23 protein-coding genes are annotated in these 26,377 nt (G+C 43.7%); 4 read left to right on the forward strand and 19 right to left on the reverse strand.

Annotated elements, in window-relative coordinates:
- Positions 1 to 82 precede the first annotated feature (82 nt).
- A complete protein-coding gene (locus D8863_RS06375) occupies positions 83 to 1,363 on the reverse strand; it encodes a glycoside hydrolase family 125 protein (RefSeq protein ID WP_125413856.1) in 1,281 nt (426 codons plus the stop codon).
- Positions 1,364 to 1,533: 170 nt separating this feature from the next.
- On the opposite strand from D8863_RS06375, the gene D8863_RS06380 reads away from it, so the two are divergent.
- Positions 1,534 to 3,621, forward strand: a complete 2,088-nt coding sequence (locus tag D8863_RS06380) for a GH92 family glycosyl hydrolase (protein WP_084943189.1) — start codon at positions 1,534 to 1,536, stop codon at positions 3,619 to 3,621.
- 576 nt (positions 3,622 to 4,197) lie between these two features.
- Here D8863_RS06380 and D8863_RS06385 read toward each other — a convergent pair.
- From D8863_RS06385 to D8863_RS06450, 14 genes are all read right to left on the reverse strand, one after another.
- Complete coding sequence (locus tag D8863_RS06385; protein ID WP_125441422.1) at positions 4,198 to 5,703, reverse strand: zinc ABC transporter substrate-binding protein AdcA; 1,506 nt, start codon at positions 5,701 to 5,703, stop codon at positions 4,198 to 4,200.
- Positions 5,704 to 5,712: 9 nt separating this feature from the next.
- Positions 5,713 to 6,519: a metal ABC transporter permease gene (locus D8863_RS06390; protein ID WP_000950023.1), complete on the reverse strand. Its 807-nt coding sequence runs from the start codon at positions 6,517 to 6,519 to the stop codon at positions 5,713 to 5,715.
- Positions 6,512 to 7,216, reverse strand: a complete 705-nt coding sequence (locus D8863_RS06395) for a metal ABC transporter ATP-binding protein (RefSeq protein ID WP_001269483.1) — start codon at positions 7,214 to 7,216, stop codon at positions 6,512 to 6,514. The genes D8863_RS06390 and D8863_RS06395 overlap by 8 nt, the downstream gene beginning before the upstream one ends.
- Complete coding sequence (gene adcR / locus D8863_RS06400; protein ID WP_001249328.1) at positions 7,216 to 7,656, reverse strand: zinc-dependent transcriptional regulator AdcR; 441 nt, start codon at positions 7,654 to 7,656, stop codon at positions 7,216 to 7,218. The genes D8863_RS06395 and adcR overlap by 1 nt, the downstream gene beginning before the upstream one ends.
- A gap of 148 nt (positions 7,657 to 7,804) precedes the next feature.
- A complete protein-coding gene (nt5e, locus tag D8863_RS06405) occupies positions 7,805 to 9,856 on the reverse strand; it encodes a cell surface ecto-5'-nucleotidase Nt5e (protein WP_125388546.1) in 2,052 nt (683 codons plus the stop codon).
- Between the two features lie 142 nt (positions 9,857 to 9,998).
- On the reverse strand, positions 9,999 to 11,267 hold the full coding sequence (gene dltD / locus D8863_RS06410) for a D-alanyl-lipoteichoic acid biosynthesis protein DltD (RefSeq protein WP_125413852.1): 1,269 nt from the start codon (positions 11,265 to 11,267) through the stop codon (positions 9,999 to 10,001).
- Complete coding sequence (gene dltC, locus D8863_RS06415; protein ID WP_000351972.1) at positions 11,260 to 11,499, reverse strand: D-alanine--poly(phosphoribitol) ligase subunit DltC; 240 nt, start codon at positions 11,497 to 11,499, stop codon at positions 11,260 to 11,262. The genes dltD and dltC overlap by 8 nt, the downstream gene beginning before the upstream one ends.
- Before the next feature lie 13 nt (positions 11,500 to 11,512).
- Positions 11,513 to 12,757, reverse strand: coding sequence for a D-alanyl-lipoteichoic acid biosynthesis protein DltB (gene dltB / locus D8863_RS06420; protein ID WP_125441423.1), 1,245 nt, complete (start codon positions 12,755 to 12,757; stop codon positions 11,513 to 11,515).
- The gene (gene dltA / locus D8863_RS06425; protein ID WP_125441424.1) at positions 12,754 to 14,304 is read right to left on the reverse strand and encodes a D-alanine--poly(phosphoribitol) ligase subunit DltA; all 1,551 of its coding nucleotides are present in this window, start codon (positions 14,302 to 14,304) and stop codon (positions 12,754 to 12,756) included. Before dltA ends, dltB begins: the two co-directional genes overlap by 4 nt.
- Positions 14,305 to 14,324: 20 nt before the next feature.
- Positions 14,325 to 14,456 (reverse strand): teichoic acid D-Ala incorporation-associated protein DltX, encoded by a 132-nt coding sequence (locus D8863_RS06430; protein ID WP_008276434.1) that lies wholly within the window; start codon positions 14,454 to 14,456, stop codon positions 14,325 to 14,327.
- A 224-nt stretch (positions 14,457 to 14,680) separates the two neighbouring features.
- Entirely contained in the window at positions 14,681 to 15,385 is a 705-nt protein-coding gene (locus D8863_RS06435) for an MIP/aquaporin family protein (protein ID WP_071851753.1), read from the reverse strand.
- A gap of 69 nt (positions 15,386 to 15,454) precedes the next feature.
- Positions 15,455 to 17,281 carry a type 1 glycerol-3-phosphate oxidase gene (gene glpO, locus D8863_RS06440; protein ID WP_125388543.1) on the reverse strand — a complete coding sequence of 609 codons (1,827 nt, stop codon included), beginning with the start codon at positions 17,279 to 17,281 and terminating at the stop codon, positions 15,455 to 15,457.
- A gap of 41 nt (positions 17,282 to 17,322) precedes the next feature.
- Positions 17,323 to 18,831, reverse strand: a complete 1,509-nt coding sequence (glpK, locus tag D8863_RS06445) for a glycerol kinase GlpK (RefSeq protein ID WP_076984232.1) — start codon at positions 18,829 to 18,831, stop codon at positions 17,323 to 17,325.
- Positions 18,832 to 18,988: 157 nt separating this feature from the next.
- The gene (locus tag D8863_RS06450) at positions 18,989 to 20,416 is read right to left on the reverse strand and encodes an AcpB/EbpR/MafR family transcriptional regulator (RefSeq protein ID WP_125441425.1); all 1,428 of its coding nucleotides are present in this window, start codon (positions 20,414 to 20,416) and stop codon (positions 18,989 to 18,991) included.
- Between the two features lie 164 nt (positions 20,417 to 20,580).
- Here D8863_RS06450 and hslO point away from each other — a divergent pair, with 164 nt between their 5' ends.
- Positions 20,581 to 21,453, forward strand: coding sequence for an Hsp33 family molecular chaperone HslO (gene hslO, locus D8863_RS06455; RefSeq protein ID WP_125441426.1), 873 nt, complete (start codon positions 20,581 to 20,583; stop codon positions 21,451 to 21,453).
- Positions 21,440 to 22,420 carry a tRNA dihydrouridine synthase DusB gene (gene dusB / locus D8863_RS06460; protein ID WP_000183317.1) on the forward strand — a complete coding sequence of 327 codons (981 nt, stop codon included), beginning with the start codon at positions 21,440 to 21,442 and terminating at the stop codon, positions 22,418 to 22,420. Before hslO ends, dusB begins: the two co-directional genes overlap by 14 nt.
- Before the next feature lie 64 nt (positions 22,421 to 22,484).
- On the opposite strand, the gene D8863_RS06465 is transcribed toward dusB, so the two are convergent.
- Positions 22,485 to 23,168: a hypothetical protein gene (locus D8863_RS06465; protein ID WP_049490533.1), complete on the reverse strand. Its 684-nt coding sequence runs from the start codon at positions 23,166 to 23,168 to the stop codon at positions 22,485 to 22,487.
- A 266-nt stretch (positions 23,169 to 23,434) separates the two neighbouring features.
- Here D8863_RS06465 and D8863_RS06470 point away from each other — a divergent pair, with 266 nt between their 5' ends.
- The gene (locus tag D8863_RS06470; RefSeq protein WP_125423602.1) at positions 23,435 to 23,665 is read left to right on the forward strand and encodes a hypothetical protein; all 231 of its coding nucleotides are present in this window, start codon (positions 23,435 to 23,437) and stop codon (positions 23,663 to 23,665) included.
- A gap of 45 nt (positions 23,666 to 23,710) precedes the next feature.
- On the opposite strand, the gene D8863_RS06475 is transcribed toward D8863_RS06470, so the two are convergent.
- From D8863_RS06475 to D8863_RS06485, 3 genes are read right to left on the reverse strand one after another with little or no spacing between them, the layout of a single operon-like run.
- Positions 23,711 to 24,484: an NUDIX domain-containing protein gene (locus D8863_RS06475; protein WP_125441427.1), complete on the reverse strand. Its 774-nt coding sequence runs from the start codon at positions 24,482 to 24,484 to the stop codon at positions 23,711 to 23,713.
- Position 24,485: 1 nt separating this feature from the next.
- A complete protein-coding gene (pnuC, locus tag D8863_RS06480; protein ID WP_125441428.1) occupies positions 24,486 to 25,265 on the reverse strand; it encodes a nicotinamide riboside transporter PnuC in 780 nt (259 codons plus the stop codon).
- 9 nt (positions 25,266 to 25,274) lie between these two features.
- On the reverse strand, positions 25,275 to 26,333 hold the full coding sequence (locus tag D8863_RS06485) for an AAA family ATPase (RefSeq protein ID WP_125441429.1): 1,059 nt from the start codon (positions 26,331 to 26,333) through the stop codon (positions 25,275 to 25,277).
- Between the last annotated feature and the right edge of the window lie 44 nt (positions 26,334 to 26,377).

A 26,377-nucleotide genomic window follows, 5' to 3' on the forward strand; every position in this document is an offset into this window, starting at 1 on the left:
ACCTCATTCTAAATTTAAATTTTAACGTTTTAAATGTAAAGGTGTGATTCTGACACGAATCGGTGAAACTAAAGCGCGCTCCTTAACGGATATCCAAGTAATCCAAGACCAACTCGCAGAACATCATGTTGGCCCAAGAGAACCATTCACGAGAGTAAAGCGTTGGGTCGTCCACGTGGAAGCTCTCATGCATGACACCTGTGCCCCCATCGCAAGCAACCAGCTGATCCAGCAAGAATTTCTTCTCTGCCTTATCACTTGTTGTCAAGCCTTGGGTAGAAAGGGCGATTGGCCAGATATAGCGATAGAAGGTATGAGAACTTCCGAGACCGCTAGCGTATTCTCCTTGGTAGAAGTATGGATTTTCAGGGCTCAGAATGGTACGGCGTGTGGCTTGATACACTTCGTCTTCAATGTCGCAATAGCCCAGATAAGGCGCCGCCAGCAGACTAGGTACATTTGGATCATCCATGATGCTAGCATTCCCTAAACCATCCACTTCAAAGGCGTAAATCTTTTCGCCCTTGCTGTTGGTGGTGTAGGCATAATTTTCGATGCCTTCTTGGATCTCTTCTTGGAGACGCTTAGCGTCAGCAATAATACCCTCGCTATCAGCTAGATCCAGTTCTGCAAAGATTTCTTGCACGTACCCCAAGACTACTACAGCAAACATATTGGACGGAATCAAGTAGCTATACTGGCAGCAGTCATCACTCGGACGAAAAGCTGACCAGGTCATACCTGTCACTGCAAAGTCAGGTCCAAAGCCATCATTTACCAGAGTATCTTCCTTGCGGTCTGTATCCCGAACAAAACGATAAGGAGAATTGTTGTGGTCTTGTTCCACCGTCCACAGATGAAGAATTTCCTTGGTCGCTGCGACAAAAGTCTCATCAAACTGACTAGTCTCTCCAGTCTCTTTCCAAAGGAGATAAGCCAACTGCAAAGGATAGCAAAGTGAGTCCACCTCATACTTGCGTTCCCAAATCCAGCCATTAAGGTCGGTATGGTCAGTCTCATGGTGCCCCTTCCAGTTTTCCTCAATATTGAAGGAATTGGCATAAGGATCCTTGAGTACCAAGGTCATCTGACGCTTGACCAGACCTGCAATGGTCTGACGCAAGAGAGGATCTTTTTTAGCCACATGAAGGTAGGGTCTGAGTTGGGCCGTCGAATCCCGAAGCCACATAGCAGGAATATCCCCTGTCAAGACAAAAGTTGAGCCATCTTCTAGAATCTCGACCGTATTGTCCAAGGTGTCGGTGTAGCAACGCTCAAAGACATCCACCCACTCCGGATGGTCCTTAGCCCGCTCTGCTACTTCGTCTAACCATTTTCTAACAATTTCTTTCGAATAAATCATCGTGCAGTTTCCTCTTTCAAACAAGTTTCATGTTCAGTATATAGTTTTTGAGACAGAAAATACATACACAAATGATAGTCATTTTTCTACAAAATTGCTTACTTTCGAACCCCATATCTAAAGGCCTCATTTTTCTGATATAATGTAGAAAAACAGCTAAAGGAAAGACTATGAAACCAATACTTGAAACCATCGATACCCGCTTTGGGACTGCTAGCAAGCATGCCTTCTCTCGGGGAAATACCCTACCATACACAGGCGTGCCTTTTGGGATGAATTATTTTGTGCCCCAGACCAGTGACCAGGAGGGAGCTTGGTTCTTCGATCCGCATCTGCCCATTTTTCAGGGGATTCGATTAACCCACCAACCCAGTCCTTGGATTGGGGACTACTCTTGGCTCCTTCTGACACCTGTTACAGGCCAGCTAGGTGGAGACAGCCTCTTCCATCGTCAGTCTTCCTTTGACCTAGATAAGGCCTCTTTCCAGCCTCATTATCTGAAGATTTTCTCCCTGCGCTATCAGATTGGAACCCAGCTCACACCGACTTGCTATGGCGCTTCTATTCGTTTGGAGCAAAAGCAAGGCAAAGCCCTATCCCTCTATCTTCACGCAGCAGATGAACTGACAGTAGAACAAATAGATAAGCGGACTCTTGCCCTGCGTCAAGAGGGAAAAACAGAGACCAACAAAAATCCGCTGATACTGTTCACAGTCCTGCAAATGAATACGGATATTCTTGCTATCACACAAGAAGAGGGAGACTGGCGAATTGACTTAGCAAGCAGTCAAGCCGAGATTCAACTAGCGACTTCCTTTATTTCTCCTTCTCAAGCGCTATTTAATCTACCTCAAACGGACTTTGATAGCTGTAAAGCAAATGCCCAAGCAGACTGGGAAAATCTCCTACATCGTTTTGATGTGCTGGAAACAGGAAAGGCTGACCGAACCTTCTTTGACCACTGCCTCTACAGACTCTTCCTCTTCCCACAGACATTTTATGAAGTGAACGAGTCAGGGCAAGCCATCCACATGGATCTAGCTACTGGTACTGTCAAGCCCGGCATCCTCTTTAGCAACAATGGTTTCTGGGATACCTTCCGGACTACATTTCCCCTCTTTGCCCTTATCATACCGGAACACTATCGTCTCTTTTTAGAAGGCTTTCTCAATAGCTACCGCGATACTGGATTCCTTCCAAAATGGCTGGCCCCAGATGAACGTGGCATGATGCCCGGTACCCTTTTAGATGGCATTATCGCAGATAGCGCCTGCAAGGACATGGCTCCCAATTTGGAAGAAGAACTCCTCCAAGCCATGCTGCAGACAGCCACCAAGTCCGACCCTCTCGGCATCAATGGTCGTCACGGACTAGCCCAATACCAAGAATTAGGTTATCTTTCTACCGACCACAACGAAAGTGTCAGTCACACCCTTGACTACGCCTATAGCGATTTTTGTATCGCCAACTGTGCCGAAAAGCTTGGTCAGAATGACATCGCGGAAACTTATAGAACTTCGTCACAAAATTACCGCCATCTATTTGACGCTGAGACAGGTTACATGCGAGCCCGAGACAGCCAAGGAAACTTCCGCCCTGACTTCTCTCCCTATAGTTGGGGACGCGACTACGCCGAATGCTCTGCCATTCAAGCGACTTTAGGCGTACTCCATGACATCCCAGGCTTAATCCAGCTTATAGGTGGAAAAGAAGCCTTCAGCAATTATCTTTTGAAAGCCTGTCAGGACGCTCCTCTCTTTGAAACCACCGGCTATGGTTACGAGATTCATGAAATGAGCGAGATGGCAACAGCTCCCTTTGGACAACTCGCCATCTCCAACCAGCCTAGCTTCCACATACCTTATCTCTTTCGCTACAGCGACTACACTGACTACACTGCTCTACTCATCAAAACCTTGCGTCAGAAAGCCTTTCACCCCAGCTGGGAAGCCTATCCTGGCGATGAGGACAATGGCAGTCTCTCTGCTTGGTACATCTGGTCAGCTCTTGGATTCTACCCGACCTGTCCAGGCAAACCAAGTTACGATCTCGGAATTCCTCTCTTTGACCACCTCCGTATCCACCTAGCTAAGGAAAATAAATGGCTGGATATCCATGCCGAGCAAAACCACAGCCATTTCAACTTTGTCAAAGAATGCCGACTGGACAAGACCATAGTATCTAGCCTTCAACACCAAGACCTCTTGAAAGCTGAGCAACTGACCTTCACCCTCAGCTGGCTACCAAATCACTCCTAACCAAAAGAACCTTTGCACCGCGCAAAGGTTCTTCTTTTATGAAACTTGGACCTGAAGTTGATCTACAAGCTGACTCTCTACAGTTATCCACAACTTGTGGATAAGAAAACATGCCTAAAAACTAGTTTCTCCAAAATCCAGCTCTTAGACTTGGAAGCCTTCACCCTAAACATACCTTTGTCAAACAGCTCTGTACTAGGGTTTCTACTAGCTTTCTAGAAAGTCACTAATATACGAAACTATTTTCAGGATACTTCAACACCCTGAGTTGTATGTCATTTCCTCCAAGACTTATCCACAGACTGTGAATAAACTAGTGTTCCAGACCGCTCTCTCCTTGACTATAACAAAAAGCGATAGCAGCGTCAATATGACTAAGATTCCTTCCTAAATCCCCTGAAAAGATTCTATAATTTGTACAATCGTAGCTTTTGCATTCGCCAGCTAGTGAGAATCAGCCAGTAGAAAATGACCTCTTTATCACATTGTGAACAGCACAACTGTGGTACTATAATACCTAACAACCTAATCGTTTCCAGCAAAAAATCCCGCAGATTTGCGGGATTCTCTCTTGCATCAATGCGCTAACATTTCTTGGGCGATTTCTTGACCAGATAGGTTATCTGGGTAGTAGGTTGGCCAGTTATCCATTTCTTCAAAGAGGGCTTCTTGGCTTGTGCCTCCAAAGAAGATATGGAAATGTTCTGCCTTGACTGGGGCGATATTGTGGTCACTAAACTGAACATACTTGAACTGTCCAGCGTCCGCATCTGTCGCTTCAAAGAGGAAGCGCACACCACGATTGCCTTTCTTATAAGTCAAGATTTTCTTGCCGACATACTTGTAGGTGAACTTCTTGCTTTGACCACCTTGAACAAATTCCATAGTGTTGTCCGTGATGTTGATCTTAGTCACATCTGTCTGATAGCCTTTTCTATAGTAGGCCTTGTACTCATCCTTGGTCATCTTACCAGTCAACTTAGCCTTGTAGTCAAAAACTTGATCAAAGGTCCCATCTTCAAGGAAAGGATAGACCGACTGCCAGTTGCCAACATAGTCACTCAAGGTACGATCTTTGACATCTGCATCTTCAAAGTAACCATTGTGAACTGTCTTGGTATTTTCTTCCTTCTCTGGCTCGATTTCTGGTCCTTCTTGGTCCGTTGTCTGCTTCAAAGCCTTGAGGTTTTTCTCCATCACGGAGATGTAGTCCTCACCGGCCTTGGTTGCTTCTTCTGTCAGACTTTCTAGCGGATTGAGCACGTCTAGTTTGACACCTGTTTCTTTTGAAAGTGTATTGGCGAGGGCTTGTGAGGCATTTTCTTCAAAGTAGATATAAGAAATCTTGTTTTTCTTGATATACTCGGTCAATTCTGCCAAACGTGCTGCTGATGGCTCTGCATCTGGTGAGAGACCTGAGATGGATACTTGCTTGAGACCGTAGTCTAAGGCAAGGTAGTTAAAGGCAGCGTGCTGAGTCACAAAGCTCTTTTGTTTGGCTTGAGACAAGCCATCTGTGTAGGCCTTGTCCAATGCTTGCAATTTTTCAATATAGGCAGCCGCATTCTTCTCAAAAGTCTCTTTTTTATCAGGATAATCTGCTGACAAGCTGTCACGGATATGCTCTACCAGTTTGATGGCGCGTGCTGGTGAAAGCCAAACGTGGGGATCGTAGTCGTGATGGTGACCTTCACCACCATGATCATGCCCTTCCTCTTCTTCCTCACCACCTGGCAAGAGGAGCATATTGCCTGTCGCCTTGATGGTTTTCACCTTTTTCTTATCCAAGGATTCTAACAATTTTGGAACCCAAGTTTCCATGTTTTCATTTTCATAGACAAAGGTATCTGCATCTTGGATTTTAGCAACTGCCTTGGCAGACGGTTCATATTCGTGAGGTTCTGTACCAGCACCGATTAGAAGTTCTACATTAGCAGTATCTCCTGCGACTTGCTTGGTAAATTCGTAGACAGGGTAAAAGGTTGTCACGATATTGAGTTTCCCATCTGCCTGTTTTTGATTGGAACAAGCCACTAAAAACAGGGCACATAGACTAGCCAGTAGTAAGCTTAGTTTTTTCATTTCATTCTCCTATTTGATAAAACGTTTCAGTAGACTGACTAACAAAAAGACAGCTACAAAGATAATGGTGATACTAGCGCTAGCAGGTGTTTCCGCATAGTAGGAAATATAAAGTCCTGCCACCATTCCCAAAAAGCCAATAGCGCTGGCTAGTAACATAACGGATTTGAAGTTTTTCCCCAGACGAAGGGCAATACTAGCTGGCAAGACCATAATGGTCGATACCAAAAGAGCTCCTGCTGCTGGAATCATAAGGGCAATGGCCACTCCTGTCACCATGTTAAAGAGGATGGACATGGTACGAACTGGCAAGCCATCCACAAAGGCCGTGTCCTCATCAAAAGTCAGGATATACATTGGTCGCAAGAACAAGAAAGTCAAGAGCAAAACGACCGCAGCAATGGCAAAGAGGAAAATCACCTGCTCCTGGCTAATGGTCACAATCGAACCAAAGAGATATTGGTCCAAACTCATGGAACTCGAACTTTTCCCCTTACTCATGACTATCAGAGACACTGCAAGGCCTGTTGACATGAGGATGGCTGTCCCGATTTCCATAAAGTTCTTATAGACTGTCCGGAGATACTCTAGAAAGACCGCTGCGATCAAGACAATAGCAATGGTTGAAATAGTTGGAGAAATTCCCAAAACCAGACCAAAGGCTACCCCTGATAGAGAAACGTGACTGAGGGTATCGCTCATGAGACTCTGACGACGTAAGATAAGGAAGGTCCCAAGAACTGGAGAAAAGAGACTCATGGCAATGACCGCCAAGAAGGCACGCTGCATAAAGTCATAGGATAACAAACTAAGCATGTTCCACCTCCTGGTCGCTTTCGTGAACGTTAAAACAACGCCATGGTGAGTCTTGGTTACGGACTAGATGAATATTGCGATCCGCATAGTCCTTGACCTCCTCAGGATCATGGGTAATCATCAAAACGGCCTTGCCATGATGGTGGGCACTATGGTGCATGAGTTCGTAAAATTCATTTTTACTCCCTGCATCCATCCCTGTCGTCGGCTCATCTAGGACAAAGATATCTGGGTCAGAAGCAAACATCCGAGCAATCACTGCTCGTTGCTTTTGCCCTCCCGAAAGGGAGCCAATTCGTTTGTCACGGTGTTCCCACATACCAACTGAGTCTAGACTAGCCTTGATATGCTCCTCATCATGGGCGTTCAAGCGGCGGAACCAGCCCTTTCGCGGATAACGACCCGACTTTACAAATTCATAAACTGTACTTGGAAAGCCAGCATTAAAACTGGCAATCTGCTGGGGAAGATAGGCTATCCTAAGCTTTTTCCCATGAGTATTTGTCTTTGAGATGGTTACCTTGCCAAATCTTGGCTGCAAGATGCCTAGACTAGCCTTGATCAGCGTCGTCTTGGCAGCTCCATTTTCACCAGTCAGGGTGACAAACTCCCCACTATCAACACTGTAGTTGATATGCTCGAGGACAGGTTCCTTGTCATAATAGAAAGACAAGTCCTCTACTGTAATATACCGCATTATTTGATTTCTCCTACTAAAGCAGTTAAAAACCGCTGGATCACTTCTTGTTCATTTGGAGTAAACTGACTTGCCACTTGTTCATAGGCTAAGAGCGTGTGTTCATGATGATGGTGGTGTTCCTCTGCCACCGGTCGAGCTAGCTCTGTCAGTTGATAAAAGATCACACGCGCATCCTTTGGATCTCTGGATGTCTCTAACATGCCCTCTTTGACCAAAGACTTGATAGCCTTGGTCACTGCCGCCTGACTGACGTTAAGACGACGGGCCAACTCCGAGTTGGTTAGGGATTCTTCTGACAAGAGCATGAGGATGTGTTCCTGAGTATTGGTCAAGGCAACGTCACTTGTGCAATGCCCGATTAGAATTTCATGCTGGTTCTCAGATCTCAAGATCACCTCGTTTAAAAAGTTATCGATTTCCTGTGCAAGCTGTCTCATGTGTTACTCCTTCCCAAGCTATCTTTTTCGTAAAAAATAGAGATAGCCACCGATTCTTTACTGGTTAATTATATCATAAACCAAAAAAGAGTCAAGGGAAAAAGGCGTAAAAACGTTTCCCTAGACTCTTCTAGATGTAAAATTTAACCTATTTTTGCTTTGGTTTTCGACTCGATAAGATACCTGTCAAACCAGCTACCATTCCCATCAAGAGCAAGAAGATGGACTGTTCACTTCCTGTATTTGGGAGAGCTTTTTCTGAGACAACTGCCTTCTTGCTAAATTGACCTGCCACCTCATAAGTAAGTGGTACATTTGTAGTCGCATCGCTAGCAGCTGCATTCGTTTGAGGCGTTTCTACTGGCAGACTAAAGTTTTTAGAATCCACAGAAATCGTCCGTGAGTTCGGGTTGATCTTTTCATACTGGGTCAAATCAGCGGTTTTAAGATACTCTTCAAAGGCTGCATCCATAGACGGGCCTTCTTCACGCGCACCACCCAACATAGTGTATCCATCACCACCCGCAGCTAGGAAATCATTGGTTGCAAGATAGTATGTTTTTGCAAGGTCCAGTAGTTCATAACGACCAGTTGCACGGTTTTTAACCTGGATGGCCAAGACACGTTTTCCTGATGGTAGGTTGGTATCATAGTAGACCTTCACACCTGAAACTTGCAAGAAACCACCACTTGGCTCCAACAATGGTTGCCCGTTCTCATCCAAGACCTTCTTGCCATCCTTATCGACCTGCAAGATAGATCCGAGTGATTTTTCAAACATATCTAAGACTTGTTGCCCCGTCACTTGGATTTGTGAAATGGTATTTCCAAATGGAAGAACAGCAATGACATTTCCTTTGGTGATTGGTTTGCCTTTTGCAATGGTTTCACGCAAGCCACCACCATTTGTCACAGCGATGTCAGTCGGATGGCTAAATCCTGTTTGACCATACTGATAGAGCGAGTCTGCCACGACGTTTCCGAGGTTGGTTTCACGGACCCGAACATTTTCACGATCACCGTTTAGTTCTACAGGGCTGTTTGAAACGACTTCAACAGCATTTTCAGCATCGTATTTTTGTTTAATGTCTTTGACTAGTTTTTCAACTGTTGGATTGGCTGGTAATTTTTTAGCATCAGCAGCCGGAATCTGAGTTGGATTGCCCAAAAGCTGACGTGATTTGTAGATAACCTTCCCAACATTATGAAGGTAACTTCCTGTTTGGTTATAGGTAACATTGTCGCCATAAGTTGTGGAAGCTACTGTATGAGAATGCCCATCAATAACTGTCACACGTTTGCCTTTGAGACGAGGATTTTTAGAGAGAGCTTCTGCCAAAGTTGAACCACGCCATTCTACTGGGGTTGTGGTATCCACACCCAAGTGAGCCAGCACAACATAGTGTTTGTAGTCCTTACCTTCTGCACGAGCCTTGGCTTGAACTTCTTCGATGACCTTATTGACTTCAGAGATTGGATCTGTAAAAGTTACCCCTTTGACATTTTTAGGGTGAGTTTTGGTTGCTGTTTCAGGTGTTGTCACGCCGATTACAACAAACTCATCACCTTCCACAGTCTTATCTTTATCAACGATTGTAGAAGCTTCAAAAAGACGAGCTCCATTGACATAGGTATTTGAGCTAAGTAATGGGAATTTCAAGATCTCCTTGTATTTCTTAGCTTCGTCTAAACCAAAGTCAAACTCATGGTTTCCTACTGCCATTGCATCATACTGCATCTGATTGAGAATTTCAGCGCGCGCTTCACCCTTAGTAGAGTTGGAAATCGGTAAACCTTGGAAAGCGTCTCCCGCATCAACAACTAGAGTATTTTGATTTGATTTCGCACGTTCCTGCTCAATGACAGTTGCTAACTTGGCATCTCCAATTACTCCCTTTTCCTCTACAATACGACCATGGACATCATTGGTGTGTAAGATAACAGTGTCCTTTTCTTCGCTTTTAGTAGATTCAGCAGGAGCTGACGGAGCTTCTGTAGGTACAACCGCTTCTGAAGTTGCCGAAGTTTCCGGTACCGCAGGGCTCTCAACAGGAGCTGGAGTCGCCGACGTAGCTGGAGTCGCTACAACAGCTGAACTTTCTGCAGGAGTTGTTGCTTCTTCAGCGTATACTTGTCCAGCTAAGAAGGCTGGAGCTAACAGGGCTGTCGATAAGACAGGTAACAAAGAACGTTTGTTCATTTTAAAATCCCTTTCTTTTCTTTTTCTCTTTTATATTATACGCTATTTCTAAAAATTTTGAAACTTTTGACCTATTTGAATCTTAAATATTCGCCATTTAAACAAAAAAGCTTGGGTTCAAATCCCAAACTTTTAGCTCATTTTATTGGAAATCTTTGATGTTCCCATCATAGGTCGCCCAGTCCTTGCTAAAGAAGCGGTCATTCATCTTGTAGTCTGGAGCTGGTTTCGGATCCGTCAAGAAAGGATTGACAACCTTATCAAAAGCTAGCCAACCTAACCATCCTAGATGAATGGTATCTTTAACAAAATAAGGGTCCCCTCCATTTTTTGAAAAATCAGCAATATTGGTAAAACCCTGACTTTCTAATTGGTAACGAATTTTCTCCACTGCATGCTGGTACATCTCTTCACTGAGCCCTGTGTACTCCATCCACTTCTTGTTAACCGGCTGAATGACAAAGAGCACATTGACATTCGACTTAGCAAATTGATTGAGGACCAGCTGCAAATCATTGTACTCGGAGGACTTGAGGAAGTTGTAATTTTTTTGATATCCTTCCCATTTTTTTAAATCCTTTTGAATCTCCCTCGTATAGAAATGATTTTCCATCCCCATATCGTTATTGGTCGTATTTGCTTCTGCGTCCTTACGAACAATTTTTTCTAACTCATCATAAGAAAATTGTTCCGGAAGATCTTTTAAATAGTTCTCCACGTGTTCCTTGTACTTGAGTTGTCCTCGAATGGAGAATTGTCCAAAGAGAGCGGATTGTTTTTCGTTGAATCGCGCAAAAATATCAATAGCAACCTGATCAACATCTGATAATTCTTCACCCTTTGACAGTTTTTGAACAATGCCTTTTAATGCAACATTAGGATTCTGCTTTAACAATCGAATAGCCGCATGCTTTGCAGCAATGTCACCAGATTGATTTCCCAAAAAAGCTGTCAATTGGTCGCTGTTAAAAAATCTCTGAAACGCTGCGGGTTCATAATCTGTCTCCGTAAACCACTGAGGCGAAATCACAAATACAGCCTGCTTATTCTCTATTTCTGGCAAAATTTGCTGTAGGCCAAAATATTGATTGAGAGAGGCTGCTCCTGCTTGACCTAGAAAGTAAGGACGATAGGGACGATGATATTTTTCCGCTAAAACAGCTGGATGGACACTATCAAATCGAATCCATTCACTAGACCCTAGAAAAGGAATAAAACGCATATTTGGATCCGTAAGAGCCCTTACTTTTTGGCTTCTCTCTTTAAAACTCTCTGCACTAACAGAAGCCGCCGAGTATTTTTCCTCCGTCAAATTATGGCTTGTTGTACTTGGATAAAAAAAGATGAGTAGAAGAACCAAAAATCCAGCAATGAAGATAGGCCCGAAGATCAGCCACAAGCGTTTAAGCATTCTTCAACTCCGTAATACCTTCTACGATTTTATTAGCCGTATTCCAGTCATCACGACCGAATTCCGTCACTGGAACACGAATGTCAAAACGGTTTTCAATCTCAACAATCAATTCAACCGTTCCCATGCTATCCAAGACACCAGCATCAAAAAGATCTTCATCCATCATGTCAGAAACATCTTCCATAAACAACTCATCAATAATTTCAATAACTTCTGATTTGATATCCATTTTTCATATCCTTTTATTTTTTAAACCATAAATCATTCAAAAATCCAGAAAAGATTAAGAATGAAACCATCACGACATGGAAGGTGACAACCATGCCAAGCAACTGAATCCAGCGATTCTCAGGTAAGGAACCCTTTCCAGCTTTTTTCCGTTCTTTATTGAGTGTTTTTTTCTTACGAACCCAAGCATCATTGATGACCAGCCCAATCCCATGAAAAAGTCCATAGGCGATGTAGTACCAGGTCACACCATGCCAAAATCCCATAATCAGCATATTGAGAATATAGGCTACACTTGAAGTGACATTGCGATTTTTAAAGACCTTCTTTCTGGTCAACACCATGACCATCCGCATAAAGACAAAGTCACGGAACCAGAAAGACAGACTCATGTGCCAGCGATTCCAAAACTCTTTTAAATCCCTTGACAAAAAGGGCTTGTTAAAGTTGATAGGACTATGAATACCCATCAAGTTTGAAATGGCTAAGGCAAACATAGAGTAGCCCGCAAAGTCAAAGAAGAGCTCCATACCAAAGGTGTACATGACCGCTAAAGCGTAGAGGTTAAAGAAACCACCTGTCTGCAAGGCCAAATTTTTCAGCGGAGGCAATAATGTCTCTCCTAAAATGTGAGCCAAGATAAACTTGTAGAGGAAGCCCAGCATGATATATTTGACAGCCTCTTCTAGCATATCCATCAGCTCATCCCGCTCAGGAATGGTCTCGTAATTTTCATTGAAGCGTTTGAAACGATCAATGGGACCACTTGAGAAAGTCGGCATAAAGAGAAGAAAACGTAAGAATTGCCAAATCGTTAAATCTTTGATGACACCGTCTCTCAACTCAACGATAACCCCAACTGCACGAAAGGTTAAGTAAGAAATCCCTAAAAATCCAAACAAAGATTGAGGTCCATGAATAGCAGGAGATACTTTCACAAAGACGATTGGCAATAGGGATAGAAAGCTAACCAGGTAAAATATCCATTTACTATCCCGTTGTTTCCTGTACCTTTTGTAGAAAGATACAAGCAGTACTTGCCAGATAACATAAAGGATCAAAGCGCTTATTTGATTCGTCTTTCCACCGACCAACATGGTGACGATAAAGAAGAGGCTAACAAGCACCTCGTACAAGGCAAAGCGTTTCTTGAAAAAAAGACCGATAAAGATAGGTAAAGTCGCAACAATTACGTATAAAAAGTACTGAAGATCACCATAAGGTTCCAAATGAGGTAGCTGTTTATAAAGCTCCATCATCTACTGTTTACCTCGTTAATCAAGCCCTTGATATCAATTTTACCATTAGGCGTTAGTGGCAAACTATCTCGATAAAGAAACTTAGACGGCATCATATAGGACATCATGATATCTGCTAGGTCTTCCTTGATAGCTTTGGTAATATCGATATCACGTTCAAACTGCTGACGGACACCGTCTTTTAGGATGACATAGGCCAGTAGATTTTGTACCTTGTGGTCCTTGTTATAACGTGGGACAGCAACAGCCGACTCGATAAAGCGAGACTTGTTGAGGTTTTGAGAGACATCTTCCAGCTCAATGCGATAACCATTAAACTTAATCTGGAAATCCATGCGTCCACCATAGAGAAGTAAGCCTTCATCTGTCATGGTTCCCACATCACCTGTGTGGTAGGCTGGAAGACCTTCGAACTCAAAGAAAGCTTCTGCCGTTTTTTCAGGATTATTCATATAGCCTTTTGAAACAGCTGGCCCTGAAACGATGATTTCTCCCTGTTCACCATTTGGAACTTTCTTACCTTGCTCATCAATGATGAAGGTCGGAGAATCAGCCTTAGTATAGCCGATTGGCAGGCGTTTGAGAGTCTTCAACATCTCATCTGTCACGGCAACAGCTGATAGGGCTACTGTCGCTTCTGTTGGACCGTAAGCATTGATAATACGGGCATCTGGGAAACGCTCACGCAGTTTTTGAGCTGTTTTGACCGTCAATTCTTCACCATCAAAGTAGAAATGCGTAATGCCAGGCATTTTCTCACTATTAAAGTCTTCTGACAACATAGCCATATCTGCAAAGGACGGTGTTGAAGTCCAGATAGCGATTGGCAAGGAAAAAATCGTTGCAAAGAGTTGCTTGAAGTCCTGAGTAATGGCAGATGGAAGAGCGAAAAGCGTACCACCCAGTGCTAAGGTTGGCGCCCAGTACATGACAGATAGGTCAAAAGAATAAGGTGGCTGAGCCAGCATTTGTGGACGGCTTGGCGTCGCAAATTCCTTATCTGTAATCATCCAGTTGGTAAAGCTGAGGAGATTATCATGGGAGATCTGCACTCCCTTAGGCTTACCAGTCGTACCAGAAGTAAAGATGATGTAGTAGTTGTCATCTCCCTTGACTGGATGGGTCATCTCGTAGCTAGAAGCTTGAGCAAAAGCTTCATGGACTTGCTCTAAATTCAGCATCGGTGTGCTAGTTTGCTCTAATGGAAAATCTGAGATGGCAATAATCAAACTTGGTTCTGCAACTTCTACGATAGCAGAAACTCGTTCCAAGGCCGAATGGCTATCAATTGGAATATAGGCATGTCCCGACTTAGTCAGCGCAACAAAGGTAGACAGCATCTCATATTCCTGTCCGCCAAAAACGACGACTGGAGATTTCTCAGGTAAGCCTAGTTGGTCGATAGCTGCAGCCAAACTATCCGAATCAGCCTTCAGTTCACCATAAGTATGTTCTTGACCTAAAACATTGTAGACAGGATATGTTGGTTGCGTTTGAGCAAAGTGCTCAATCGTTTCAATCATATCTTTTATCGGTTTATTAGACACTGTTCCTCTTCTCCTTTAAACTAGAACTCATTATAAATAAAGGTGCCTTGGCTCTGACCAAGGTAACTAAAAAAATAAAGCAAACCAAGCAAGATTACAAAATATAGAGCCGTCCGGCCTAAGAATACATGTAAATTTCGTTGTTTTTTCATAAGCTATCCATTAATATATTGTTTCTATTAACTATCAGTATGTATTGTTAGCATCTTATCTTCCTAACATTTTACCACTTTATCAACCTTTTTTTCAACTGTTTACCATAACTTAAAAATTGGTTTTAGCTTATTTTAAGATAAGTTAAAATATTAATGTTTTGGCCATCAAAAAAGAGCCTGAGATTTCCATCTCAAACTCTGTTGCCAATAACTCTTTTATCTTAGAAAAGTGAAAATACGAGAACTGCTAGGACCGCTCCGAGGATAGGTCCTACAACAGGAATCCAAGCATAAGACCAGTCTCCATCTCCCTTGTTTGGAATTGGCAAGATGCTGTGCATGATACGAGGTCCAAGGTCACGAGCTGGGTTCAAGGCATAACCCGTTGTCCCACCTAGTGAAAGACCGATACCAACAATCAAGGTCCCCACTGCAAAGGTCCCTAATCCTGCCTGAAGGTCATAGAGCCCCAAGGCAAAGATTGTCAAGAGCAAAACAAAGGTTCCAAGGATTTCGCTAACCAAGTTGGATACTGTGTTCTTGATTGCTGGTCCAGTACTAAAGGTCGCTAGGATATTGCCTGCATTTTCTTCTGCCTCATAATGCGGTTTGAATTGCAACCAAACCAAAATCTGAGCCACCATCGCTCCTGCGAATTGGGCTAGGATATAAGGGAAAACAGAAGCCCAAGAGAGCGTTCCTTTTAAGGCCATCGCAAACGTCACAGCTGGATTTAGGTGGGCTGAACTGAGCGTGCCAGATACAAAGGCCGCAACGGCTACAGCAATTCCCCATCCCATAGTAATCACGATCCATCCTGAATTGTTGCTCTTTGTTTTGGGAAGAACCACACCTGCAACAACACCATTTCCTAGGAGGATCAAGATTAAGGTCCCCAAAAATTCTCCAAATAACTCTTTCATCATATCTTTGTCTCCATTTAAAAGAAGGGGCGGGCGACAAGGAATGCTGCCCTCCACCTCTTTTCCTTTTTCTTAATTTTTTAGTTCTGCCAAATCGTTTTGAGCAAGAGCTGCTTCGACATCCGCACGGTAGGCTGCTTTTTCTTCTTCGGTCCAATCATAGAATCGTCCCATTTCATCCAGAACTGGCTCAACGATGCTATCCAAACTATCACGCATAAAGAGCATGTGGTTGGTACGACGAAGGAGGAAGTCAACTGGGCTCAGAGCCAACTCATTGCGCATTGCATAGTGAAGGGACAAGGTATCTGCCAAGCTGAGTCCTGGCGCTTGTTCCAAGCTGTGAGCAAGGGCAAAGACCTTCGGTGCATTTGAACCGTAAAGATTTGCAAGATAGTGGGCTTCCTTGCTATCCAATCCACGTGAAACTCCAAGTTGCGCAAAGGCTTCGATTTCTGAATCCACATTTGCTGGGTTCAATTCTCCACCTGAAACAGGGTAAGTCTTAGAGTTGATGAGTTTAAAGCTACGGTCAAATTCTGCTTTAAGAATTTCAACCACGCGCTCCATAGCCCCTTCAGCCATCTTACGGTAGTCTGTAATTTTACCACCAGCAAGGGTCAAAAGGCCATTATCATCACGATCCAAGCTAGAGCCACGAGAAACTGCAGATGGATCCAAATGTTTCTCAGATGTACTGCTTTCAAGCTTGCTGACAGCAGACTCAACATCTTCACGCGTTTTTTCTTTCGAGAGATAAGCTTCGACAGTCGCAATCAAGCTATTGAAGCTCTCATCACTAATGGTTCCGTTATTCCCTCCATTGTAGTCAGAAGCGCTATTGCCTGCAATCAATGGACGAAGACCAGCCCAGCTGCTTTCGATATCATCAATGGTAATATTTGCTTCTGGGAAGCGGTTGTTGACAATGCCAAGTAGATAATCTACATCTTCCTGCGTCACTTTTGGATGTTCCAAATCGCCTGTGTAGTCTGTATCCGTTGTACCAAAGTAAGTCTTGTTTTCACGTGGGAGGACAAAGACCATCCGGCCGTCTCCCAAACCTGTATCAAAGTAAACTGGCTGTGAAACCTTGATCTTGCTTGAATCCACTACCAAGTGAACTCCCTTAGTTGGGCGCATTTGTGAGAATTGGGTTCCCTTATTGGACAAATTACGCACCTTGTCACTCCAAGGACCTGTTGTGTTAATAACTAGGCGAGCCTTGATTTCAAAGACTTGGTCTGTCAACAAATCACGAGCTACAACACCTGTAATCTTGCCACTTTCATCAAAGAGGAAGCCTTCTGCCTTAACGTGGTTTGCAATGAGGGCACCATCTTGGTTGGCACGTTTGATGTTTTCAATCACGAGACGCGCATCGTTGTTACGGAAGTCAAGATAAACCCCACCTCCTACCAAACCTTCTTTCTTCAAGTTTGGTTGGCGTTCCAAGACTTCTTCCTTGCTCAAGACCTTGTTAGCAGCTGGCGTATTGTTAACACCTGCCAGAAGGTCATACAAGTCCATGGCTACTTTGAGACGGAAAAGGCTAAAGGTCGCTCCATCCTCATCGTAAACTGGCAAGAGCATTGGATCTGGTTTTGGAATGTGTGGAGCGATTTGTTGAACCACTGCACGCTCAGAAACTGTATCTGACACCACTTCCACGTCAAATTGTTTGAGGTAACGCAGACCTCCGTGGACCAATTTTGTTGAACGGCTAGAAGTTCCTTCTGCGAAGTCCTGCATTTCAATCAAACCAGTGTCAAGACCACTAGCTGCTGCCTGCAAAGCTACACCAGCTCCTGTAATCCCTCCACCGATAATCAAAAGGTCCAGGGTGCGTTCCTGCATTTTTTTAATTGATAATTCACGTGTTTTCTTTGAAAATTCCATATTTACACACTTTCTAACTGAGTCGCTTTATTCTTCCAGTATTAGTCATCGATTTCCGCAAAGACTTGCGTTGCTTTCACAGCCTTCTTCCAGCCCTTGTAGAGTTGTTCCTTGCGAGATTCGTTCATCGATGGCTCAAAGAGTTCTCCAGTCTCATTCAAGAGCTTCAACTCATCCAAGTCCTTCCAGTAGCCTACTGACAAACCTGCTAGGAAGGCTGCTCCCAGAGCAGTTGTTTCCAAGTTTTTGGCGCGTGCGATGTCGATTCCCAAGATGTCAGCCTGGAACTGCATCAGGAAGTTGTTCATAGCTGCACCGCCATCTACCTTCAAGACTTGGATAGCTGTCTGAGCATCTACTTGCATGGTGTCGATGATGTCACGTACTTGATAAGCGATAGATTGCAAGGTTGCCTTGATAAAGTCTTCTTTGCTTGTTCCACGAGTTAAGCCAAAGACCGAACCACGAGCATTTTGGTTCCAATATGGAGCACCTAGACCTGTAAAGGCAGGTACTACATAAACTTCGTCATTGTTGTGAGAATTGAGAGCATATTTTTCAGACTCTGGTGAATTTTCAACCATGCGAAGTCCATCACGAAGCCACTGAATGGCACTTCCTGCGATGAAGATAGAACCTTCCAAGGCATAGTAAACCTTGCCGTTGATTCCATAACCAATCGTTGTCAAAAGGTTGTTTTCAGACAACTGCATCTCTTCACCAGTGTTCATAATGATGAAAGAACCTGTTCCATAAGTATTCTTGACCATACCTGGTTCAAAGGCCAACTGACCGAAGAGGGCTGCCTGTTGGTCCCCAGCCATACCTGAAATTGGTACTTCTCCACCGTAGAAATGGAATGGAGCAGTCTTGCCGTAGATTTCAGAGTTAGAACGAACTTCTGGAAGCATAGCCTTAGGAATGTTGAGGATTTCTAAAATCTCATCATCCCATTTGAGTTCTTTAATGTTATAGAGCATGGTACGAGCCGCATTTGAGTAGTCCGTCACATGAGCCGCACCGTCAGTCAATTTCCAAACCAACCAAGTATCAATGGTACCAAAGAGCAATTCTCCTTTTTCAGCTCGCTCTTGAGCACCTTCTACATGGTCCAGAATCCAGCGAACCTTAGTCGCTGAGAAGTAAGCATCGATGATCAAACCAGTCTTTTCATGGAATTTTTCCACATAACCTTGGCTTTTTAGTTGTTCAGCTAAAGGTGCTGTCTGGCGTGATTGCCAAACGATCGCATTATAGATAGGGAGACCTGTTTTCTTATCCCAGACGACAGTTGTTTCACGCTGGTTGGTAATCCCGATGGCTTCGATTTGACTTGGTTTCACACCACTTTCGATGAAAGCACCCGCGATAACTGACTGAACAGAGTTCCAAATTTCATTGGCATTGTGCTCAACCCAACCTGCTTGAGGGAAAATCTGAGTAAACTCTTTTTGACTAGAGCTGACCTTTTCTCCTTTTTTGTTAAAAATGATGGCACGAGAACTGGTCGTTCCTTGGTCAATAGCCATGATGTATTTTTCTTGTGACATGTGCTGTCCTCCTGATAAAATCTTGAGGGGGTTCCCTCTTTACAGTAACTAGTATACAAAATAAAGCGCTTTCTTGTTCATCAATTTTTTTTAAATTTTAAAAAAATGTGAGGAGATTGTGCGAATTTCACAAAAAAGACCTGAAAATTCAGGCCTTTTATGCAAAGAGCATCTGGCGAATCTTTGCCAAATCCTCGATATCCAAGTCATTTTTTAAATAATAAACTGGTGTCTGTTCCTTCTTATGAATCGGGTTGTTGGTAATTAACAAATCATAATGTCGACTAGGGTCATAGGCTTCAATGGCAATAAAACGATTGTATTCCAAATACCGTTTCAAAAGGGCAGCCATCCTAGAAAAGACAAGGAAACCAGATGTCAAATCCAGACCAATCCTCATATGTTGGCCACCATTTTCTGCCATATACTCTATCAACTGGAGCCATTCCCAGAGAATTTTCTTATCCAAATCCGTCCCCTGTTGAAAGGTAGGCAAAATATGAAAAATTCTCTCTGCAGTTCCTCTAAAATCATGTTCCATCAGCAAATAGGGATGCCGATTCTCTGTCTGGTATCTGTACTGATCTTGCAAGATATAGCCCTTGTATAGATAAACTTGACCACAAAGCTGACTGAGTTCATAGGTGACATGGTCCTCTGTGTAGTCCCCCAGCAACTCCTCTTTCTTCATCTCTTGAATCAATTGCGTTAGCAAATCGGCTAACTGCCCTCCAAAACCAAGGATATACTCCATAGTATGAAGGGGCAAGATACGGTGGGAAAGGAGAAATGAAAAGAATACCATCATCTCACCATCCTCAGTTCCTAGAGGGATGTGTTGCCCAGCAAAAAAGGACGGAGCCTTTCTCAGCAAACGAAGGTAGAAAATATTGTCAAAATACCCTCGCATTTTTTCTTCTATGACTTGAAACTGACAGGCGTTAACCCGAAGGCGCTGTTGACTGATGTGAGCCCAGAGAACCAAGTCCAATTTCTGACCTGAAGACAAGCTAGCACCGCAGATTTCTTCTAGGGTAGCAATCTCTTGTTTTCTCTCAGCTTTCTGCATGTGATCTTCCCATTCCTGACTGGACCAAACCTTTCGGAAAAGACAGAAATAGAAATAGCGAATCTGATGCTCCGGACCTCGCCAACGGCCATTTTGGATGGATAAGTCAAACTCTGACAAAATCTGATTTAGACTAGCTAAGTGGCGACCAAGCGTGGCCTCGCTAATCATCAATTCTTGAGCCAACTGATGAGCTAGAAACTGTTGGTGATAGAGAAGGTAAACCAAAATTTGGTACTTAATGGCATTGTCTAAAAACAAGCTCCGAATCTCTCTCCCCTTGGTAGCCGCACCAATCGACAAACGCAGATTTTCATCTTCCAAGTGGATGGTCAGCTCTAAACCTCTTTCCAAGGCATTTTCGTTAATCAGAGAGATATACTTGGTTAAGGTCGCCTTTGAAAAACCTGTTTCTTCCATGGCTTTCTTGACTGTTGTCTGCGAATCTTGTAATAGAAAGGAAAGGACTAAAAATTGACCAGATTCGGCTTTTTCCATCAAATCACCTAAATACATTTGTTACCCCTTTCATTTTCTCCTACAAGCATAGCATAAATCTTTCAAATGCTGAAATAATCTGTTTCTCATTTTATTTTAAGGTTGATTTCCTCGTCATTATTCCACAGAAACAGCAAACACACGACTCCCCCTTTGGGCATTTTTATGCTAAAATAGTAGCTATGGATAAAATTATTAAAACAATATCAGAAAGCGGAGCCTTTCGTGCTTTTGTCCTTGATAGCACTGAAACCGTCCGCACTGCTCAAGAAAAACATCAAACTCAAGCCAGTTCAACTGTTGCACTTGGTCGCACCCTTATCGCTAGCCAAATTCTCGCAGCCAATGAAAAAGGAAATACCAAACTAACTGTTAAAGTTCTGGGCTCTAGCTCTCTCGGCGCCATCATCACGGTTGCAGATACCAAGGGCAACGTCAAAGGCTACGTTCAAAATCCAGGTGTAGATATCAAAAAAACTGCAACGGGTGAAGTCCTAGTCGGTCCTTTTGTCGGCAATGGCCAATTTCTCGTTATCACAGACTATGGCACTGGAAATCCTTACAACTCCATGACTCCTCTCATCTCTGGGGAAATCGGTGAAGACTTGGCCTATTACCTGACAGAAAGCCAACAAACTCCTTCAGCAGTCGGCCTCAATGTTCTTTTGGATAAAGACGACAAGGTCAAAGTTGCCGGAGGTTTCCTTCTCCAAGTATTGCCAGGAGCCAAGGAAGAAGAGATTGCTCGCTTTGAGAAACGCATCCAAGAAATGCCAGCTATCTCAACCCTTCTGGAAAGCGACGACCATATCGAAGCCCTCCTCAAGGCTATCTATGGTGACGAATCCTACAAACGCCTATCTGAAGAAGAAATTCGTTTCCAGTGTGACTGCAGCAAAGACCGCTTTTTGAACGCTCTTGCCAGCCTTCCAAATTCAGACCTGGAGGAAATGAAAGAGGAAGACCACGGGGCAGAAATCACTTGTCAATTCTGCCAAACAACTTATAACTTTGATGAAAACGACCTGGAGGAACTCATTCGTGACAAATCTTAATACACCTTTTATGATTGGCAATGTTGAGATTCCCAATCGTACCGTTTTAGCACCCATGGCTGGTGTCACCAACTCAGCCTTTCGTACCATCGCAAAAGAGCTCGGGGCTGGACTCGTTGTGATGGAAATGGTCTCTGACAAGGGAATCCAATACAACAATGAAAAAACCCTGCATATGCTGCATATCGATGAAGGAGAGAACCCTGTCTCTATCCAACTTTTTGGTAGCGATGAAGATAGCCTCGCACGCGCAGCAGAATTCATCCAAGAAAACACCAAGACTGATATCGTCGATATCAACATGGGCTGCCCAGTTAACAAAATCGTGAAAAACGAAGCTGGCGCTATGTGGCTCAAGGATCCAGACAAGATCTACTCTATTATCAACAAGGTCCAATCTGTCCTTGATATCCCCCTCACTGTCAAAATGCGCACTGGCTGGTCTGATCCATCCCTAGCCGTGGAAAATGCCCTCGCTGCAGAGGCTGCAGGTGTCTCTGCCCTCGCTATGCATGGCCGTACCCGCGAACAAATGTACACAGGTCACGCAGACCTCGAGACCCTTCACAAGGTTGCTCAAGCTTTGACCAAGATTCCATTCATCGCCAACGGTGACATCCGCACTGTCCAAGAAGCCAAACAGCGTATCGAAGAAGTCGGGGCTGACGCTGTCATGATTGGTCGTGCAGCCATGGGAAATCCCTATCTCTTCAATCAGATCAACCACTACTTTGAAACAGGAGAAATTCTCCCTGATTTGACTTTTGAAGACAAGATGAAAATCGCCTACGAACACTTAAAACGCTTGATTAACCTCAAAGGAGAAAACGTAGCCGTTCGTGAATTCCGCGGCCTCGCTCCGCACTACCTCCGGGGAACATCTGGCGCTGCCAAACTTCGTGGAGCCATTTCACAAGCTAGCACCCTAGCAGAGATTGAAGCCCTCTTACAGTTAGATAAAGCATAATAGAAAAAACCGTAACTCGCTTGGAGTTTACGGTTTTTTAGATCCTAGGAAAATCTAGATACTATTATTGAATCAAGGCAACGCTCGAAACTTTACCATCCGCACCTGTTGTAATTTGGATGATTTTTCCTCCACCGATTTTGGCATTATACTTGCCATCATCAAGGGTGTAAGAGTAGCCTCTGATAGAATAGTTTTCTTTCTTTCCATCTGCAGTTTCTACTGTAAATTGGCCCCCTGATGAAACCGTAATAGTTTCGCCATTTGCTCCCTTCCAGTTGCCTGTAGCTGCTGAGAAATCACCATCGACCATGGTTAAAACACCCTTGTAGCGTTTGTTGTGTTCTGCTTGCTTGTCTTGAAGTTGGCGGTCAGTTGTTGGATCATAGCCTGACTGGTTAGACTGGGCTTGAGAACCTTGCTGAGTTGAAGGTGCCTGAGATGGGGCTTGTTGACTAGGAGCTGCTTGTTCTTGTCTTGATTCAGGTGCTGGTTTCGCTTGTGACTGATCTGCCGTTGTAGAAGACTGACCAGAAGATGCCTGAGCCTTTTCAGATGAAGCTGAGCTTGAAGATTTTTGTGTCTTGCTTTCTTTGCTAGAAGAAGCTGCTTTAGAACTTGATGATTGACTTGTCTTGGCAGAGCTGCTGGTTTGAGTGGTTTCGTTTTTATTTCCACAAGCTCCCAGTAGCAAGGTAGAAGCCAATACAGTCGCTGCCATCAATTTGATATAGGTTTTCTTTTTCATTTTTCTACTCCTTTGTAACATTTTTGAAATGTTAAGAAATCTTTTTGTAATATAATTGTAACATTGGGCTTTGAATCTGTCAACTATTTAGAGAAACTATTTTAAAAAAATTTCTCTCTACTATTTCTATTCGTAATTGAAACGAAAAAATAGAAAATTTCTTAGATTAGAGTCCTATTTTTTACATCACCTTTGTGTAATCGCTTGCATTGCATTAGACAAAGGAATATAATAACATCGAAATAGAATATAGGAGGTGCACTCTTATGCTAAATAAGTATTACAAGTATCTTCCTTGGTTGATTTTGGGAGCTATTGGCTCTTATCAATCAGCCACTTACTATGCGCGAACTGCATTTGATGTCTTCTATCTGACTATAATCTTTATGATTGTTTATATCGCTTTGTTATTTTTACATGAGAACTATCTCAAGTATCGATATAAAGACTTCTTTACTCACATGTTGAGTAATCCTAAGAAAGATAACCATTCATAAAAAATGATGATAAATAAAGAGGTCGGGAACTTTGTCCCGACCTCTTTATTTCAATCGATAGGTTTTTCTTGGTTTCTTTTTGGGTACCCGTTTGAGTCCGACTTCTTCTACATATTCTCCGTATTTTACGAGAAAGTTATTGCTGACGATGGACCGACCGGGGTTGATGAGATTGACCAGCTCAGTCCCTTCGTAGACAGTAAACTCCTCCTCCAGCAGATAGAGGAAGGTCGGGTTCCAGTCGAGACGGCCTTGGATTCGTTTGATGGATTCTTGGATAATGGCATAATGGTCAAAGGCGAAGGCTTGCTCGTCCAGCTCGACTCCATCTAGGTAGCATTTGCCTGTCTGAAAATCGACATCTACAAAAACCACATCCTTGGCATCGTCACCTGCCTGAACGAGGTCTAAGGCACGACTAGGTAGGTACACTAAGTGGGCAATGGTCACCGTCCAACCCCGCGGATCACGCCCGGGAGTCGATACGGTCATCAATTGCTCGATTTTTTCCAAAGGTAGATCGAGATTGACTTCCTCTCTCACTTCGCGCTGACAGGCATGTGCAGCGTCCTCTCCCTTGTCCATAAAGCCTCCAACCAAAGCCAAACAGTTTTGATAAGGGTGAGCCTTGCGACGGATTAGCAAGAGCTTGATCTTTCCTTCGACAAAGCAGTAGGCTACCATATCCACTGTCACACTTGGTTTTTCATATTGAGGGAGTTCCTGCTTGTAGTACCAGTCTAAAAACTCCTCCTGACTGGCATGGATTTCATAATATTCTTTTTCCGTCATCCCGGCTGGAATCTTTGTGTCTGTCATCTTATGCCTCCTTTCGAACTGCCTTAGTCCATTGGTACCAACCCACTAGACTATTGAGTGTGTAAACCCAGTACATCCCTTGAATGTGGATATTTTCACCCCACCAGAGATAAATACTAAAGAGATTGGTTGCAATCCAGAAAATCCATTGCTCACGGTAAAGACGTGTCATCAAGAGCTGACCAACACCATTGGTCGCATCGGTAACACTATCACGGAAAGGGCGAGCACTATTGATACTTTGATAAGCCAAGCCCATACCAATCCAGATAATGGCAGTCAAGGCTAAGTACTTGAGCCAGTCAAGAACAGATAATTTCTTAGCTTCAAAGTGGGATTCTTCTGGTTTTTCCTGTTCATTGATACGATTGGACAACCAAGCATAGAGACCAATCGGCTGCATGACAAAGAAGTAAACAGTCGTCAAGACTTCTCCATAAAAAGTCGCATTCATGGCCAAGATCAAGTAGATAGCCGAGTTAATGGCCCCAAAGAGATAGTTGCTTGCACGCCCTTCTGCTACCAAGATAACACAGACAATCCCAGTCCAAGATGCAAACAAGCTCAACCAGTCATGGCTTTCTGCATTTTGCGTGAACTCCAAGATCAAGGGAACACTCGACAAAGCGATGAGATACAACCACTGGAAAAGACTGCGACCGACAAAGAGATCTTTCCAAAGCAGGCGCATGATTCCTGCAAGACCAATCTTGCGGGCTTCTGCATGGACATTTTTAAAATTTTCGATAAATTGTGTGATTTTTTTAGTTACTGTTTTCATCATTTTCTCCTAATCTGCTTGGTAAATGGCATCGATAGCCACTTTTGCTGCTTCATAATTGCCTAGGTAATCCTCCGCTAGATAAACTAAAGGAATGGTGGTTAAATATCGCTCCCTCATCTGATCCAGATGCTGGGAAAAACTGTGACGAATATGGTCTTCCGCCATGGTCATATCTCTGAACCCGTCATTGACATAGGAGCCGACAGGTTGCACAAAGAGAATCAAGTCCCATTTTTCCTTAGCCAAAATCGAAACAAAGAGATTGTCAAAGGTTTCTCCTGATAAGTCCTCTTGATCCTCAGCCTCCATGTAATAGTCATAGTAGCCCTTGGTTACCAAGGAGTTGGTATCGGCTATCACTAGGCCTCGATTGGCATTGCTGTCGATTAACTTGGAGGTCTGGTCATACTGTCCTAAAAGGAGATAATAATAATCCTTTGGAGTCAATTCATCGTCGCGGACATTGTTTTTGATCTGGTACTCACGCGCGTATTCCAGACTAACGGGCGCATCGTAATACCTTGCCAAATCCTTGGCTAGAGTGGTCTTCCCATTACTGGCACTTCCCATGATCAAGACTTTCTTGGTAAACTGACGACGGAAGGGCTGAGCGATGTATTTCCAATATTTGCTTGGATTTTCTCGAATCACAGTCGCTGAGATACCAAACTTTCTTTCTTGCAAGACGGTGCCAAATCCACGCTTAGATAACTCTTGCTGGTAGTCTTCTTCTCCCACAAAGAAAGTCAGTTCTTGCTGGGTTTCATCATAGGAAATCTCCGCTAACATCTGATCCAACCACTCTTGCCAGCCCATAGGATAACGGGGAAGCTTGGTCTCATCCAGCTTGCAGACAGAGGTCAATTCGTCATCACGAAAAGCCTCTCGGATATAGCGAAATCGTTTTTGAAGACTTAAACCTACCTGCTCACCTCGGTCTCCCTCGTAGCCTGACACGACTACCCAGACCTGGTCACACTGACGCTTCGCTCGCTGGATCAGATCGATATGCCCCTGATGGAGAGGGGCAAAGGTCCCAAACACCACTGCTGTTTTCTTTTTCATAAACGTTTTACCTTTTTATATTTTTTGATATTTTTGTTTTCTAT

Origin of the sequence: Streptococcus oralis, assembly GCF_003943825.1 — a bacterium.
Taxonomy (GTDB): Bacteria; Bacillota; Bacilli; order Lactobacillales; family Streptococcaceae; genus Streptococcus; species Streptococcus oralis_CD.

What these genes read in the sequence shown, in the direction of transcription:
- D8863_RS06375 (WP_125413856.1), bottom strand. Translation starts at nt 1,363, where the DNA reads ATGATTTATTCGAAAGAAATTGTTAGAAAATGGTTAGACGAAGTAGCA.
- D8863_RS06380 (WP_084943189.1), top strand. Translation starts at nt 1,534, where the DNA reads ATGAAACCAATACTTGAAACCATCGATACCCGCTTTGGGACTGCTAGC.
- D8863_RS06385 (WP_125441422.1), bottom strand. Translation starts at nt 5,703, where the DNA reads ATGAAAAAACTAAGCTTACTACTGGCTAGTCTATGTGCCCTGTTTTTA.
- D8863_RS06390 (WP_000950023.1), bottom strand. Translation starts at nt 6,519, where the DNA reads ATGCTTAGTTTGTTATCCTATGACTTTATGCAGCGTGCCTTCTTGGCG.
- D8863_RS06395 (WP_001269483.1), bottom strand. Translation starts at nt 7,216, where the DNA reads ATGCGGTATATTACAGTAGAGGACTTGTCTTTCTATTATGACAAGGAA.
- adcR (WP_001249328.1), bottom strand. Translation starts at nt 7,656, where the DNA reads ATGAGACAGCTTGCACAGGAAATCGATAACTTTTTAAACGAGGTGATC.
- nt5e (WP_125388546.1), bottom strand. Translation starts at nt 9,856, where the DNA reads ATGAACAAACGTTCTTTGTTACCTGTCTTATCGACAGCCCTGTTAGCT.
- dltD (WP_125413852.1), bottom strand. Translation starts at nt 11,267, where the DNA reads ATGCTTAAACGCTTGTGGCTGATCTTCGGGCCTATCTTCATTGCTGGA.
- dltC (WP_000351972.1), bottom strand. Translation starts at nt 11,499, where the DNA reads ATGGATATCAAATCAGAAGTTATTGAAATTATTGATGAGTTGTTTATG.
- dltB (WP_125441423.1), bottom strand. Translation starts at nt 12,757, where the DNA reads ATGATGGAGCTTTATAAACAGCTACCTCATTTGGAACCTTATGGTGAT.
- D8863_RS06430 (WP_008276434.1), bottom strand. Translation starts at nt 14,456, where the DNA reads ATGAAAAAACAACGAAATTTACATGTATTCTTAGGCCGGACGGCTCTA.
- D8863_RS06435 (WP_071851753.1), bottom strand. Translation starts at nt 15,385, where the DNA reads ATGATGAAAGAGTTATTTGGAGAATTTTTGGGGACCTTAATCTTGATC.
- glpO (WP_125388543.1), bottom strand. Translation starts at nt 17,281, where the DNA reads ATGGAATTTTCAAAGAAAACACGTGAATTATCAATTAAAAAAATGCAG.
- glpK (WP_076984232.1), bottom strand. Translation starts at nt 18,831, where the DNA reads ATGTCACAAGAAAAATACATCATGGCTATTGACCAAGGAACGACCAGT.
- D8863_RS06450 (WP_125441425.1), bottom strand. Translation starts at nt 20,416, where the DNA reads ATGTATTTAGGTGATTTGATGGAAAAAGCCGAATCTGGTCAATTTTTA.
- hslO (WP_125441426.1), top strand. Translation starts at nt 20,581, where the DNA reads ATGGATAAAATTATTAAAACAATATCAGAAAGCGGAGCCTTTCGTGCT.
- D8863_RS06465 (WP_049490533.1), bottom strand. Translation starts at nt 23,168, where the DNA reads ATGAAAAAGAAAACCTATATCAAATTGATGGCAGCGACTGTATTGGCT.
- D8863_RS06470 (WP_125423602.1), top strand. Translation starts at nt 23,435, where the DNA reads ATGCTAAATAAGTATTACAAGTATCTTCCTTGGTTGATTTTGGGAGCT.
- D8863_RS06475 (WP_125441427.1), bottom strand. Translation starts at nt 24,484, where the DNA reads ATGACAGACACAAAGATTCCAGCCGGGATGACGGAAAAAGAATATTAT.
- pnuC (WP_125441428.1), bottom strand. Translation starts at nt 25,265, where the DNA reads ATGAAAACAGTAACTAAAAAAATCACACAATTTATCGAAAATTTTAAA.
- D8863_RS06485 (WP_125441429.1), bottom strand. Translation starts at nt 26,333, where the DNA reads ATGAAAAAGAAAACAGCAGTGGTGTTTGGGACCTTTGCCCCTCTCCAT.